12 protein-coding genes are annotated in these 14,861 nt (G+C 73.2%); 11 read left to right on the top strand and 1 reads right to left on the bottom strand.

Translation table 11 applies throughout. The features are described from left to right. Nucleotides 1-120: 120 nt before the first annotated feature. Entirely contained in the window at nucleotides 121-1,167 is a 1,047-nt protein-coding gene (locus BLP29_RS07415; protein ID WP_092801943.1) for a GGDEF domain-containing protein, read from the bottom strand. Nucleotides 1,168-1,399: 232 nt separating this feature from the next. Between BLP29_RS07415 and BLP29_RS07410 the strand changes: the two genes are divergently transcribed. The 11 genes from BLP29_RS07410 to BLP29_RS07360 all read left to right on the top strand — a co-directional run bounded on the left by BLP29_RS07410 (nucleotide 1,400) and on the right by BLP29_RS07360 (nucleotide 14,861). Continuing rightward, nucleotides 1,400-3,754, top strand: a complete 2,355-nt coding sequence (locus tag BLP29_RS07410) for a (Fe-S)-binding protein (RefSeq protein WP_092801941.1) — start codon at nucleotides 1,400-1,402, stop codon at nucleotides 3,752-3,754. A gap of 157 nt (nucleotides 3,755-3,911) precedes the next feature. After that, the gene (locus BLP29_RS07405) at nucleotides 3,912-4,466 is read left to right on the top strand and encodes a hypothetical protein (RefSeq protein ID WP_092801938.1); all 555 of its coding nucleotides are present in this window, start codon (nucleotides 3,912-3,914) and stop codon (nucleotides 4,464-4,466) included. Nucleotides 4,467-4,609: 143 nt separating this feature from the next. Then, nucleotides 4,610-5,569, top strand: a complete 960-nt coding sequence (locus BLP29_RS07400; RefSeq protein ID WP_207798363.1) for a DUF389 domain-containing protein — start codon at nucleotides 4,610-4,612, stop codon at nucleotides 5,567-5,569. 38 nt (nucleotides 5,570-5,607) lie between these two features. Then, complete coding sequence (locus tag BLP29_RS07395; protein ID WP_243469768.1) at nucleotides 5,608-6,774, top strand: ROK family protein; 1,167 nt, start codon at nucleotides 5,608-5,610, stop codon at nucleotides 6,772-6,774. 122 nt (nucleotides 6,775-6,896) lie between these two features. After that, nucleotides 6,897-8,429 (top strand): sugar ABC transporter ATP-binding protein, encoded by a 1,533-nt coding sequence (locus BLP29_RS07390; RefSeq protein ID WP_243469767.1) that lies wholly within the window; start codon nucleotides 6,897-6,899, stop codon nucleotides 8,427-8,429. Next, the gene (locus BLP29_RS07385) at nucleotides 8,426-9,526 is read left to right on the top strand and encodes an ABC transporter permease (RefSeq protein ID WP_092801933.1); all 1,101 of its coding nucleotides are present in this window, start codon (nucleotides 8,426-8,428) and stop codon (nucleotides 9,524-9,526) included. Before BLP29_RS07390 ends, BLP29_RS07385 begins: the two co-directional genes overlap by 4 nt. 70 nt (nucleotides 9,527-9,596) lie before the next feature. Further along, nucleotides 9,597-10,613 carry a substrate-binding domain-containing protein gene (locus BLP29_RS07380; RefSeq protein WP_243469766.1) on the top strand — a complete coding sequence of 339 codons (1,017 nt, stop codon included), beginning with the start codon at nucleotides 9,597-9,599 and terminating at the stop codon, nucleotides 10,611-10,613. Between the two features lie 65 nt (nucleotides 10,614-10,678). After that, nucleotides 10,679-11,848 carry a Gfo/Idh/MocA family protein gene (locus BLP29_RS07375; RefSeq protein ID WP_092801927.1) on the top strand — a complete coding sequence of 390 codons (1,170 nt, stop codon included), beginning with the start codon at nucleotides 10,679-10,681 and terminating at the stop codon, nucleotides 11,846-11,848. Nucleotides 11,849-11,861: 13 nt separating this feature from the next. Continuing rightward, nucleotides 11,862-12,866: a sugar phosphate isomerase/epimerase family protein gene (locus BLP29_RS07370; RefSeq protein ID WP_092801925.1), complete on the top strand. Its 1,005-nt coding sequence runs from the start codon at nucleotides 11,862-11,864 to the stop codon at nucleotides 12,864-12,866. 44 nt (nucleotides 12,867-12,910) lie between these two features. Then, the gene (locus BLP29_RS07365; RefSeq protein ID WP_092801922.1) at nucleotides 12,911-14,209 is read left to right on the top strand and encodes a CynX/NimT family MFS transporter; all 1,299 of its coding nucleotides are present in this window, start codon (nucleotides 12,911-12,913) and stop codon (nucleotides 14,207-14,209) included. Nucleotides 14,210-14,294: 85 nt separating this feature from the next. Beyond that, a complete protein-coding gene (locus BLP29_RS07360) occupies nucleotides 14,295-14,861 on the top strand; it encodes a PAS domain-containing protein (RefSeq protein ID WP_092801919.1) in 567 nt (188 codons plus the stop codon).

The following is a 14,861-nucleotide window of genomic DNA, read 5'->3' as shown; positions in this document are numbered from 1 at the left end:
GCAGGTCCGGTGGGTCTCGCGGGGGCGGCGGCAGCGATGCCTTGCGCGCCCGTCGCTCAACTTTCCTGCCCACCGTAACGGCAAACCTCCCGCAGGTGTTCCCGAGGGGGCGGACGGCGATCAGCGACGGGGCAGGCGGGTGACGACGAGGTCGCGGCCGCTGTCCTTGGCGACGTAGAGCAGCCGGTCGGCCCTCAGCAGCACGGCGTCGACGGAGTCCCCGTCGGCGACCGCGCTGACGCCGAAGCTGGCCGTCATCGACAACCCGCCGGAGAACGGGTGGGAGGAGATGGCCGTGCGCAACCGCTCGGCGACCGCCGCACCGTCGTCCAGCCCGGCCTGCGGGACGACGACCAGGAACTCCTCACCGCCCCAGCGGCCGAACACCGCGTCGGGGCGCAGGGAGGCCAGCACGACGTCGGTGACCTCCTGCAGCACGAGGTCCCCGACGTCGTGGCCGTAGCGGTCGTTGACGCCCTTGAAGTGGTCGAGGTCGAACAGCACGACCGCGGTGCGCCCGTCGGCGCGACGGTCCTGCACCGCCACGTGCAGCGCCTCCATCAGGCGACGGCGGTTGGGCAGCCCGGTGAGGACGTCGGTGTGCGCCAGCTCGCGCAGCCGCGACGCCTCGGCCCTGCTGCGGGCCAGGGCCTCCTTGCTGCGCGCCATGAGGAACGCCAGCATCGCCAGGACGGCCACGTAGCCGATGGCGCCGACGAGGTCGACGGCGTACCCGGGGTCGTCGGGCAGGAACCGGACCAGGCCCACCGCCAGGGCCAGCGCCGGGGCCAGCAGCGACGCGACCAGCGCCCACCGCGCGTCGAACCACAGGTGCGCCAGCACCACCAGCAGGCACAGGTTCGCGAACGGCCCCGGGAACAGCGTGAGCCAGGCGTCCGCGGCGTCCGGGGTGCGCGCCAGCTGCACCGCCGCGGTGGTCAGCCACACCGTGCCCAGCACGACGAAGCCGACGACCTCGATCCAGCGGATGCGGGCCGGGAACCAGACCAGCAGCGCCACGGCGGCCAGCAGGAACGCGGCCAGCAGGGGGAAGGTGAACACCCGCTCGACCTCGGGGGCGCGTCCGCGGGCGATCTGCCAGGCGCACCCGGCCAGCCCCAGGCCGGCGATGGCCAGGTAGACGCGGCGTCGGACCTGCCCGCGCACGTGTTCTCCCCCCGGGCCGGTCGGTGCGGACCGGCGGCCGCTCCTGGTGTCGGTCGGTCGGTGCCGATCAGTACCCACCGAGCCGGAGCCAGAGGGTGACACGGCCTCCTGGCACCGGCAACGCAGCGCGCCCCGTCCGGTTGTCGTTACCCGTCAGTAGCCTGTGCCTGCACGGGCTATCGTCCGGGCAGGTCACCGCGGTCGTCGTCGACCGTCGGGGAGAGGGAGTTCCGTGGGCCCGTTGCAGGTCGTCCTGGGCACGCTGTGCGTGCTGCTGCTCGTCGTCGCCGTGGTCCTCGCGACCCAGGCGGTGCGCAAGATGCTCGCCGTCATCAAGACCGGCCAGCCCGACGGCACCCGGTTCGGGCCGGTGGGCCCGAGGCTGAAGAACCTCGCGGTCGAGTCGCTCGGCCACACCCGCATGCTCAAGTGGTCGACCATCGGTGCCGCGCACTGGTTCGTGATGGTGGGCTTCTACGGCCTGTTCCTCACCCTGGTCGAGGCCTTCGGCGAGGTGTTCTCCCCCTCGTTCCACCTGCCGCTCATCGGCACCTGGGGCATCTGGAACCTGTTCGTCGACGTCATCGGCCTGGGCACCGTGCTCGGCATCCTGGTGCTGATCGTCATCCGGCAGAAGGACCACCCCCGCCGCACCGGCCGCAACGGCCGCTTCACCGGGTCCAACGAGGGCCGCGGCTACTTCGTCGAGGCCGTCGTCCTGGTCATCGGCATCTGCATCCTGTCGATCCGGGCGGCGAAGATCGCCTCGGGCCTGGACGACGCCCCCGGCTGGTCGCACCCGGTCAGCTCGGCGCTGTCGAACCTGTTCCCGGACAACGCCGACCTGGTCAGCGTCATCGCGTTCGTGAAGATCGTCGTCAGCCTGGTCTGGCTGATCGTGATCGCCCGCAACCTCACGATGGGCGTGGCCTGGCACCGGTTCAGCGCGTTCTTCAACATCTACTTCAAGCGCGAGGACGACGGCGCGGTCGCCCTGGGCCCGCTGCAGCCGATGACGTCGGGTGGCGTGCCGATCGACTTCGAGGACCCCGACGAGGACGCCGTCTTCGGCCGCGGCAAGATCGAGGACTTCACCTGGAAGGGGATGCTGGACTTCACCACCTGCACCGAGTGCGGGCGGTGCCAGAGCCAGTGCCCGGCCTGGAACACCGGCAAGCCCCTGTCGCCGAAGATGGTGATCATGGACCTGCGGGACCACCTGTACGCGAAGGCGCCGTACCTGGTGGGAGCCCGCGAGGTGGGCGACGGCAAGGGCGAGTCCGCGGGCGGCGAGTCGGTGATGACGCCCGAGGCGCCGTCGATGGAGCAGACCTGGTACTCCGGGTTCGCCCGCATCGAGGGCACCAACGACGCCCAGGCCGAGCGGCCGCTGGTCGGCACGCTGGAGGAGGGCGGGGTCATCGACCCCGACGTGCTGTGGAGCTGCACCAGCTGCGGCGCCTGCGTCGAGCAGTGCCCGGTGGACATCGAGCACGTCGACCACATCATGGACATGCGCCGCTACCAGACGCTGATCGAGTCCAGCTTCCCCTCCGAGGCCGGCGTGATGCTGCGCAACCTGGAGAACCGCGGCAACCCGTGGGGCGTCAGCCCGTCCACCCGCGACGAGTGGATGAAGGACATGCCCTTCCCCGTCCGCCAGGTCGAGGGGGCCATCGACGACGACGTCGAGTACCTGTTCTGGGTCGGCTGCGCCGGCGCGATCGACGACCGCGCCAAGAAGGTCACCAAGGCCGTCGCCGAGCTGCTGCACACCGCCGGCGTCGAGTTCGCCGTCCTGGGGTCGGGCGAGACCTGCACCGGTGACCCGGCCCGCCGCATGGGCAACGAGTTCGTCTTCCAGCAGCTGGCGGCCGAGAACGTCGAGACGCTCAACACGGTCTTCGAGGGCCGCGAGGCCGGCCGGCGCAAGATCGTGGCCACCTGCCCGCACTGCTTCAACTCGATCAACCGCGAGTACCCGCAGCTGGGCGGCGACTACGACGTCGTGCACCACACGCAGCTGCTGGGTCAGCTGGTCGAGGAGGGTCGGCTGGTGCCGGTCACCCCGATCGACCGCAAGGTGACCTACCACGACCCGTGCTTCCTGGGTCGGCACAACAAGGTCTACACGCCCCCGCGCGAGATCCTCGACAGCGTCCAGGGCCTGCGCACGCAGGAGATGCACCGCTGCAAGGACCGCGGCTTCTGCTGCGGTGCGGGCGGCGCACGCATGTGGATGGAGGAGAAGATCGGCACGCGGATCAACATGAACCGCACCGAGGAGGCGCTCGAGCTCGAGCCCGACGTCATCTCCACCGCGTGCCCGTTCTGCATCACGATGCTCAGCGACGCCGTGAACTCCAAGAAGGAGAAGGGCGAGGCCGCCGAGCACGTCGAGGTGCTCGACGTCAGCCAGATCCTGCTCCGCTCGATGGCCCCGGTCGGTGCCGCCGCCGCCGGCACCGCCTCGGGCCCGACGCCGGGCTCCGAGGGCCCGACCGATCGCGGCACCGCCCCGCAGGGCACCGAGCACGGCGAGACCCAGCAGGGCCAGTCCGGCCCGGGAGCCGCCCCCGCGGAGTGACCCGTACTACCCCGCACCACCCGCACGGCCCCGCACCACCCGCACGGCCCCGCAGCCGGTCACCCGGCGGGCACCCGGTCACCGCACACCGCGACCGGGTACCCGCACGGTGACCGGCTGCGGCGCGTCCGGGGGTCGTCCGGGGACACTGGGCGGCGTGAGCTTCATCTTCGGCGGGGTGCGCGGACGGGAGGACCCCGAGCTGGCGGCCGGCAACCGGCGCAGCGCGGCGCACTTCGCCCGGGACATCGGGGACGACCGCGCGCTGGCCGACGACCGCCCCACCATCCGGCGCGGCAACCACTGGGCCTGGTTGGCCGCGGCGGTCGTCGTCCTGGCGGTGCTGGGCTTCACGTCCTCGCGCGGGGCCGACGAGGTCGAGCTGGCGGCGAACTGCACGACCCCGGCCGTCGCGGTCTCCAGCAGCCAGCTCACCCGCGGCCAGACCTTCTACGTGCGGCTCGCCGGGCCCGACGGCACCGACTACGTCGTGACCGTGGACGGCGAGCCCGTGCGCGGGTCGGCCGGCAGCACCGTCACCTACACCGAGACGCCGGCCGGCCCCGCGCTGCGGCTCACGCAGTGCCTGTCCCCCGGTCTCGCGCTGGCCGCCCCCGCGGGCGAGGGGCCGCACCGGGTCGCGGTGCTCGAGCTCGCCCTCGACGGCACGACCACCGAGGTCGCCGCCACCACGGTCCAGGTCACGGACTGACCCGGGCGCCCCAGCGCGGGCCATCACCGCCACCGGTGGTGCGCGCCCACGCGGGCGTCGTCGGCCCCTCACCCGCGCCCGGCGGGTGCGCGTCCGGGTGGCTGGTGCGCCGACGGAGGGGTGCGAACCGGTACACATCACCTGTGCTGCTGCATCTGAGGATCACCGTGCCCGGCGACCGGGCCGACGAGGTGCACGCCCTGCTCGACGAGCACGTCGGGGTGACCCACCTGGTGCACCTGCGCGGCGTGGTCACCCGACCGCAGGGCGACCTCGTGATGTGCGACGTGGCCCGCGAGTCGGTGGACCACCTGGTCGACGAGCTCCAGCGGCACGGGGTCGACCGCGACGGCGGCATCGCCATCGAGTCGGTGGACACCTCGCTGTCGCACGCCTCCGAGCAGGCCGAGCAGGCGGCCCCCGGGGACGGCGCGGACGCCGTGGTCTGGGACCAGGTGGTGGCCACCGCCGACGAAGAATCCCGGCTGACCCTCACGTTCTGCGCCTTCCTGACCATCGCGACGCTGCTGGCCGCCCTGGCGATCGTCACCGACTCGGCCGTGCTGCTGATCGGCGGCATGGTCATGGGCCCGGAGTTCAGCCCGCTGGCCGGCATCGCGCTGGGCGTGGTGCACCGGCACCGCGGGATCATCCGGCACTCGCTGCGGTCGCTGGCCGTGGGCTTCGCCGTCGCCACCGTGCTGACCGTCGGCTTCGCGCTGCTGCTGCGCTGGTGGGGCTGGGCCGACGTCGGCGACCTGCTGGCCGAGCGACCGGCGACCGGCTTCATCACCCGCCCCGACCGGTGGTCCTTCCCGGTGGCCTTCATCGCCGGGGTCGCCGGCATGCTGGCGCTGACCAGCTCGAAGTCGGCCAGCCTGGTCGGCGTCTTCATCTCGGTGACCACGGTGCCGGCGGTCGCGGCATTCAGCCTGGGCGTGGCGTTCGGCGACTGGGCCGACTCCGCCCGCTCGGTGCTGCAGCTGGGCATCAACGTCGCGGGCATCCTGCTGGCCGCCGTCCTCACCCTCCTCGTGCTCAAGGCGGTGTGGCGGCGCGCCCCGCGCACGCTGCCTCGCCGCCTCACCGACGCCCCCCGCTGAACCGGCCCGCTCCGGGACGCCGTGCCACCATGTCGGCCGTGGTCGTCCCGGCGCAGGTCTCCGCCTCGCCGGCCGCGCTGCTGCAGCACGTGCGCACCGGCCGGGCCAGCAGCCGCGCCGAGCTGGTGGCGCTGACCGGTGCCTCGCGCAACACCATCAGCAGCCGGGTCGACCAGCTGATCGGTGCCGACCTGCTGCTCGAGGGCGGGCGGGGCGACAGCACCGGGGGGCGGCCGCCCACGCTGCTGCGGTTCAACGGCGGCGCCGGCTGCGTGCTGGCCGTCGACCTGGGGGTGACCAGCGTCGACGTCGCCGTGACCGACCTCTCGGCCCGCGTGCTGGCCACCGCAGGCCACCCCATCGACATCGCCGAGGGCCCGCAGGCCGTGCTCGCCGAGGCGGTGCGCCTGGGCCGTGCAGTGCTGGCCGAGGCGGGGCTGGCCGACGCCGACGTGCGGGCGGTCGGGGTGGGCGTGCCCGGGCCGGTGGAGTTCTCCACCGGCCGGCCCTCGCACCCGCCGATCATGCCCGGCTGGCACGACCACCCCATCCCCGAGGCGTTCGGGCGCTGGCCGGTGCCCGTCGTGGTGGACAACGACGTCAACGTGATGGCCCTGGGCGAGATGGGCGTCGGCGGCAGCGACCAGGACGTGCTGGTGGTCAAGGTCGGCACCGGGGTCGGCTGCGGGGTCGTCGTCGGCGGCCGGGTGTACCGCGGCGCGCAAGGCTCTGCCGGCGACATCGGGCACATCCACGTGCCGCAGGACGACGGGCGCAGCGTGCTGTGCCGGTGCGGCAACACCAACTGCCTGGAGGCGCTGGCCAGCGGCGCCTCGCTGCTGCGCGACGCGCTCGCCGCCGGCTTGCCGGTGACCAGCACCCACGACGTGGTCGCGCTGGCCGCGCACGGCGACGGCCCGGCCCTGGAGCTGGTGCGCGAGGCCGGCCGCACCATCGGCACCGTGCTGGCCGCGCTGGTGAACTTCTTCAACCCGCACCGCATCGTGGTCACCGGCGGCATCGCGCAGGCCGGGCTCCCGCTGCTGTCGGGCATCCGCGAGTCGGTCTACGCCCGGGCGATGCCGCTGGCCGCCCGCACGCTGGACATCACCGTCAGCGATGCACCCGAGCTGTCCGGGCGGGTCGGGGCCGCGCTCATGGCCGTCGAGGGGTACCTCGCGCAGGTGCGCGCGACCTTCGGCTGACCACCCGATCTCGTTTCGGTAACGCTTCACCGCGAGCTGGGTCACACGCGCCCGGCTGCCACATAGGTTCACGTCTCGACGCACTAATGCTCATTGGTGAGCATAAGTCGAGAGGCGGTGGGATGAGCGGCGCGCTGCTCGAGATGCAGGGGATCGTCAAGACGTTCCCCGGGGTCCGCGCCCTGGGCGGGGTCGACCTCGACGTCCGGGCCGGCGAGGTGCACTGCCTGCTGGGCCAGAACGGCGCGGGCAAGTCCACGCTCATCAAGGTCCTGGCCGGGGCGCACCAGCCCGACGAGGGCGAGATCCGCTGGCAGGGCGAGACCGTGCGGCTCACCGACCCGCAGGCCGCCATGCGGCTGGGGATCGCCACGATTTACCAGGAGCTCGACCTCGTCGCCGGCCTCTCGGTCGCCGACAACGTCTTCCTCGGCCGCGAGCGCTCGCGCTTCGGGCTCAGCCGCCCGGCCGCCGCGCAGCGGGCCACCGCCGACCTGCTCGCCCGGCTGGGCCACCCCGAGATCCGCCCGGGCACCGAGGTCGGGGCCCTGTCGGCGGCCAGCCAGCAGATGGTCAGCATGGCCCGCGCCCTGTCCCAGGACGCCCGGCTCATCGTCATGGACGAGCCCTCGGCGGTGCTGGACAACGAGGAGGTCGAGCGGCTGTTCCACGTCGTCCGCGACCTCACCGCCGACGGCGTCGCCGTGGTCTACATCTCCCACCGGCTCGAGGAGATCCGCCAGGTCGGCGACCGGATCACCGTCATCAAGGACGGCCGCACGGTCGCCACCGGCCTGCCCGCCCGCGAGACCGCCACCCGCGAGGTCATCGCGCTGATGACCGGCCGCACCATCGAGTACGTCTTCCCGCAGCGCACCGAGCGGGCGGCGACCACGGCGGCCCCGCTGCTCGAGGTCGACCACGTCACCGTTCCCGGCCACGTCGAGGACGTCTCCTTCACCGTCGCGCCCGGGGAGATCCTCGGCCTGGCCGGGCTGGTCGGCTCGGGCCGCTCCGAGGTGCTCGAGGCCGTCTACGGCGCCCGCCGGCCCACCACCGGTGAGGTGCGGGTGGACGGCAAGCGGCTGCGCCCCGGGGACGTCGCCTCCGCGGTGGCCGCCGGCGTGGGCCTGGCCCCCGAGGAGCGCAAGAGCCAGGCACTGCTGCTCGGCGACCCGATCTACCGCAACATCACCCTCTCCAGCCTGGGCCGGTTCGCCCGCGGCGGGTTCCTCTCCGTGCGCGGGGAGAAGGCCGCCGCCCGCGAGCAGACCGAGGCGCTGGACCTGCGCCCGGTCGACGTCGACCGCGAGGTGCGCACCCTCTCGGGCGGCAACCAGCAGAAGGTCGTGCTGGCCCGCTGGCTGCTGCGCGAGTGCCGGGTGCTGCTGCTCGACGAGCCCACCCGCGGCGTCGACGTCGGCGCCCGCTCGGAGATCTACGCGCTGATCCGCGCACTGGCCGACCGCGGCGTCGCCGTCGTCGTGGTCAGCAGCGAGATCCCCGAGGTGCTCGGGCTCGCCGACCGCGTGCTCGTGCTCGCCGAGGGCCGCGTGCTGGCCGACCGACCGGCCGGCGCACTGGACGAGCACCAGGTCCTCGACCTGGTCATGCAGGGCACCACCACCCCCACCAGCGAGGACGACGCGGCATGAGCACCCCGACCACCCAGGCACCCCCGGCCGCCGACGCCGCCCCGCGGCGCGGCACCGCCAGCGGCTTCCTGTCCGGCCCCGCCGGGCGCAACGCCGGCCTGGTCATCGCCCTGGTCATCCTGTGCGTCGTCGGGATCGCCACCGCCGGCGACCGGTTCGCCAGCACCGACAACCTGCTCACGATCCTGCGGCTGGCCGCCGTCACCGGCGTGGTCAGCGTGGGCATGACCTTCGTGATCATCGGCGGCGGCATCGACCTGTCGGTCGGTGCGCTGGTCGCGCTCTCCTCGGTCTGGGCCACCACCCTGGCCACCCAGGCGCTCGCCGAGGACACCCACTGGATCCTCATGGCCGGCACCGCCCTGCTGGTCGGCGGCGTCGCGGGGCTGGTCAACGGCGTGGTGATCGCCTACGGCAAGCTCGTCGCCTTCATCGCCACCCTGGCCATGCTCGCCGCCGCCCGCGGCCTGGCCGAGATCATCGCCAACCGGCGCACCCAGATCGTGCAGGACCAGGACTTCCTGCGGTTCTTCTCCGGCTCGCCGCTGGGCGTCCCGACGCTGGTGTGGATCTTCGCGCTCGTCGCCGTCCTGGGGTGGGTGCTGCTCAACCGGACGACGTTCGGCCGGCGCACGTTCGCCGTCGGCGGCAACGCCGAGGCCGCGCGGCTGGCCGGCATCCGGGTGCAGCGGCACACCGTCGCCCTCTACGTGCTCTCCGGCGTCACCTGCGGCATCGCCGCCGTGATGCTCATGGCCCGCACCACCACCGGCAGCTCGACCCACGGCACGCTGCTCGAGCTCGACGCGATCGCCGCGGTGGTCATCGGCGGCACGCTGCTCATCGGTGGCCGCGGCACGATCGTCGGCACCGTCCTCGGCGTCCTGATCTTCACGGCGCTGAGCAACGTGTTCACGCTGAACAACCTCTCCAGCTCCGCCCAGGCCGTCGCCAAGGGCGTGATCATCGTCGCTGCCGTCCTGCTCCAGCAGCGGGTCGCCGCCGGCCGCCGGCAGCGCCGCTCGCCCAAGGCCGTACCGCCGACCGCCGCCGAGGGCGGCCCCGCCGGGGCCAGCCCCGGCGTCCCCGCTCCCTGACCCCCCTCCCCACCGCTCCACCCACCCCCTCCCGAGGAGTACCCGCATGTCCGCACGGCACCGTCGCCTGTTGACCACCACCGTCGCCGTCGTCGGCGCCGCTGCCCTGGTCACCGGCTGCACCGGCAACACCCCCGAGGCCACCTCGTCCGCGGGCGGCAACGACGCGGCCAGCTCGAACGACGAGACCGGCGACACCGTCGTCATCGGCTTCTCGGCACCGGCCGCCGACCACGGCTGGATGGCCCAGATCACCGCGGCCGCGCAGGCCGAGGCCGACCGCTACGAGGACATCGAGCTGCGGGTCGCCGAGGGCACCAACGACGTCAGCGCCCAGATCGCCCAGGTCGAGACCTTCATCAACGACGGTGTCGACGCGATCGTGCTGCTGCCCTTCGACGGCGACGCGATGACGCCGATCGCCCTGGAGGCCATGCAGGCCGGCATCCCGGTCATCAACGTCGACCGCGAGTTCAGCGACCCCAACGCCGCCCGGGTGACCGTGCTGGGCGACAACTACGGCATGGGCATCTCGGCCGGGCAGTACGTCTGCTCGCAGCTGGCCGACAAGCCCGACGCCGTCGTCGCCGAGGTGGCCGGCATCGACTCCCTGCCGCTGACCCAGGAGCGCAGCCAGGGCTTCTCCGACGCACTCTCCGAGTGCGGTCTGGACGTCGACAACCGGGTCGCCGCGGAGTTCACCGTCGAGTCCGGCGAGGAGGTCACGGCCAACCTGCTGCAGGCCGCCCCGCAGATCGACGCGATCTGGAACCACGACGACGACCAGGGCATCGGCGTCCTGGCCGCGATCACCAACGCCGGCCGCGACGAGTTCTTCATGGTCGGCGGCGCCGGCTCGGCCAACGCGATGCGCAGCATCCAGGCCGGTGACTCGGTCCTGCAGGCGACCGTGATCTACCCGGCCAGCCAGGCCGCCGACGGCGTGCGCCTGGCCCGCCTGCTCGCCCAGGACAAGGGCCTGTCGGACCTGACCGACGTCGAGGTGCCCCGCCAGATCACCCTGTCCGCCCCGGTCGTGACGAAGGACAACGTCGACTCCTACATCGACAGCGCGTTCGAGTCCTGATCGCCCGGCGCCGGTGCGCGGGTCCTCCCCGCGCACCGGCGCCACCCACCCGAGAGGACCGACGCATGACCACCCCCCTCAGGGTCGCGATGATCGGGCACGCCTTCATGGGCGCCGCCCACTCGCACGCCTGGCGCACCGCCCCCCGCTTCTTCGACCTCCCGCTATCCCCCGAGATGGCCGTCGTGGTCGGCCGGGACGCCGACCGCACCGCCGCGGCCGCCCAGAAGCTCGGGTGGGCCGAGGCCGCCACCGACTGGCGCGAGGTCATCACCCGGGACGACGTCGACCTGGTCGACGTCTGCACCCCCGGGGACACCCACGCCGAGATCGCGATCGCCGCGCTCGAGGCCGGCAAGCACGTGCTGTGCGAGAAGCCGCTGGCCAACTCGGTCGCCGAGGCCGAGGCCATGACCGCCGCGGCCGCCGCGGCCGCCGAGCGCGGCGTGTTCGCGATGGTGGGCTTCACCTACCGCCGGGTGCCGGCCATCGCCCTGGCCCGCCAGCTGGTCGCCGAGGGCCGCATCGGCGAGGTGCGGCACGTGCGCGCGGCCTACCTGCAGGACTGGATCGCCGACCCGCAGGCCCCCATGTCCTGGCGGCTGGAGGCCGAGAAGGCCGGGTCGGGCGCGCTCGGCGACATCGGCGCGCACGTCGTCGACCTGACGCAGTTCATCACCGGCGAGACCGTCACCGGGGTGTCCGCGGCGCTGGAGACCTTCGTGAAGGAGCGGCCGCTGCCGGCCAGTGCCGGGTCGTTGTCGGGCACCGCAGGCGAGGGCACCGGCACGGTCACCGTGGACGACGCCGCGGTGTTCCTGGCCCGGTTCTCTGGCGGGGGGCTGGCCACCTTCGAGGCCACCCGCTTCGCCCTCGGCCGCAAGAACGCCATCCGCATCGAGGTCAACGGGTCGGCCGGCAGCCTGGCCTTCGACTTCGAGGACATGAACACCCTGCACCTGTTCGACGGCGCCGACCCCGACGAGACCGCCGGCTTCCGGCGCATCGTCGTCACCGAGCCCGGGCACCCCTACGTCGGCGCGTGGTGGCCGGCCGGGCACGGGCTGGGCTACGAGCACGGCTTCACCCACCAGGTCGTCGACCTGGTCGGTGCGCTGGCCGCCGGGCAGCAGCCCACGCCGTCCTTCCGCGACGGGCTGGGCGTGCAGCGGGTGCTGGACGCCGTCCAGCACAGCGCCGCGGCCGAGTCCGTGTGGACCCCCGTCCCCCTGTAGAGAGGTTCCCCCGATGCCCCGCCCCGTCACCCTGTTCACCGGCCAGTGGGCCGACCTGCCCTTCGCCGAGGTGTGCGAGCTCGCCTCCGGCTGGGGGTACGACGGCCTGGAGATCGCCTGCTGGGGCGACCACCTCGACGTCGTGCGCGCCACCGAGGACGAGGCGTACCTGCGCGGCAAGAAGGACCTGCTCGAGCAGCACGGCCTGCAGGTCTTCGCCATCTCCAACCACCTCAACGGCCAGGCCGTCTGCGACGACCCGATCGACGAGCGGCACGCCAACATGGTCGACCCGCGCGTCTGGGGCGACGGCGACCCCGAGGGCGTGCGCCGCCGCGCCGCCGAGGAGATGAAGGCCACCGCCCGCGCCGCGCAGGCCCTGGGCGTGCAGACCGTCGTCGGGTTCACCGGCTCCTCGATCTGGAAGACCGTCGCGATGTTCCCGCCGGTGCCCGAGTCGATGGTGGACGCCGGCTACCAGGACTTCGCCGACCGTTGGAACCCCGTCCTCGACGAGTTCGACGCCGCCGGCGTGCGGTTCGCGCACGAGGTGCACCCCAGCGAGATCGCCTACGACTACTGGACGACGGTCCGCGCCCTGGAGGCCATCGGCCACCGCGAGGCGTTCGGGCTGAACTGGGACCCGTCGCACTTCGTGTGGCAGGACCTGGACCCGGTCGGGTTCCTCTGGGACTTCAAGGACCGGATCTACCACGTGGACTGCAAGGACGCGAAGAAGCAGGTCGGCAACGGCCGCAACGGCCGCATGGGCTCGCACCTGCCCTGGGCCGACCCGCGCCGCGGCTGGGACTTCGTGTCCACCGGGCACGGCGACGTCCCGTGGGAGGCCTGCTTCCGCATGCTGAACACGATCGGCTACGACGGCCCGATCTCGGTCGAGTGGGAGGACGCCGGCATGGACCGCCTGGTCGGCGCCCCCGAGGCGCTGGAGTTCGTGCGGAAGCTGGCGTTCGACCCGCCGTCCGCGGCCTTCGACGCCGCCTTCTCGCGCAGCTGACCCGGTCCGCCGTGGCCCCGCGCACAGGGGGACCATGGCGTTCCGTGACCACCGCAGCACCAGCCCCCGCCGGATCCACCCGCCGGGGGCTGGTGCTCGTCGCGGTGGCGATCGTGCTCACCGGCTTCAACCTGCGGACGGCAGTCAACGGCGTCGGTCCCGTGCTGCAGGAGATCGAGACCGGCCTGGGCATCTCCTCGGGCGCGGCCGGGCTGATCACCACGATGCCGCTGCTGTGCTTCGCGGCCATCGGGTTCGCCGGGCCGCCGCTGGCCGCCCGGTTCCGCGACGGCCACGTGCTGGCCGCGGCGCTGCTGGTGATGGCGGTGGGCGTGGTGGGCCGGGCGGTCGCCCCGTCGTTCTGGCTGTTCCTGCTCGGCACCGTGGCGACGATGGTCGGCGGGGCGCTGGGCAACGTGCTGCTGCCGGGCATCGTCAAGCACTGGTTCCCGCACCGCACCGGCCTGATGGTCGGCGCCTACAGCACCACGATGGCCATCGGCGGGGCGGTGGCCAGCACGGCGACCGCCCCCATCGCGGCCTCCGTCGGCGCCGACGGGTGGCGGTGGGCGCTGGGCGTGTGGGCGGTGTTCGCCGTCCTGGCCGTGGCGCCCTGGCTGCTGGTGCCCCGGCGCGCGGGCGGGACCTCCGGGCCGGCCCCGGCCGTGCGGCTGCGGGCCCTGGTGCGGTCGTCGCTGGCCTGGCAGCTGGCGATCTTCTTCGGGCTGCAGGCGATGCAGGCCTACGTGATCGTCGGCTGGACCGCGCAGTACCTGCGCGACGAGGGCATGTCGGCCGCCGCGGCCGGTGTGCTGGTCGGGGTGAACGCGCTCATCGTCATCCCGCTCAACGCGTTGGTGCCCTCCGGGGCGGTGCGGCAGTCGTGGCAGCGACCCATGCTGGTCGGGTTCATGGCCTGCTACCTGGCGGGCTGGACCGGGCTGCTGCTGGCCCCGCTCACCCTGACCTGGCTGTGGATGTCGCTGCTGGGCGTCGGCATGGGCACCTTCGCGATGGTGCTGTCGCTGCTGGGGCTGCGGGCCCGCACGCCCGAGACGGTCAACGCGCTGTCGACGGTGGTGCAGGGCTGGGGCTACGCGATCGCGGCCGCCGGCCCGGTGCTGGTCGGCCTGCTGCGCGGGCTGACCGGCGGCTACACCGGCATGTTCGTGCTGGTCTACGCCGGGGTCGCCGGGTTGTTCGTCACCGGCTGGCTGGTCTGCGCCGACCGTCAGGTCGACGACGAGGTGCCGGGGCTGCAGGGCCCGGACGGCGCCCGCGGGACCCAGGTGGAGGCCGCCGGTGTCGAGGCCCCGGTCGTGGTGGACACCACCCGCGGCTGAGTCGAGCCGGACCCGATTCCGGCTCAACCCGGAACGCACTCATCCGAAAGTGGTGCGTCCCGCCCCGTCGTCGGAAGCAAGCCAGATGACCGCTCTCCAGTCCCCACCCCGCGGACGCACCGCCGTCCGCCCGACCGGTGTCGAGCGCAGCTTCGGCGCCGACGAGCTGATCGTCTCCAAGACCGACCGGCGCGGGGTTATCACCTACGCCAACGACGTGTTCTGCCGGGTGGGCGCCTACGCCCTCGACGAGGTGATCGGGCAGCCGCACAACCTCATCCGGCACCCCGACATGCCCCGCGCGGTCTTCGCGCTGCTGTGGGACACGATCTCCGCCGGCCAGGAGCTGTTCGCCTACATCAACAACCTGGCCGCCGACGGCGCCAACTACTGGGTGCTCGCCCACGTCACGCCCTCCTTCGACGAGCGCGGCCAGATCGTCGGCTACCACTCCAACCGCCGGCGCCCCTCCCCCGGCGCGCTCGCCCAGGTCAAGCCGCTGTACACCACGCTGCTGGCCGAGGAGAAGAAGCACAGCACCGCCAAGGCCGCCGTCTCGGCGTCCTCCGCGCTGTTCACCCAGCTGGTGGCCGAGCGTGCCGCCAGCTACGAGGACCTGGTCTGGTCGATCATCGCCGCCGAGGAGAACTGA

Origin of the sequence: Klenkia marina, assembly GCF_900101025.1 — a bacterium.
GTDB classification, from domain to species: Bacteria; Actinomycetota; Actinomycetes; order Mycobacteriales; family Geodermatophilaceae; genus Klenkia; species Klenkia marina.
Note: the sequence above shows the minus strand (reverse complement) of the source record. Positions and strands in the feature narration are given on the sequence as shown.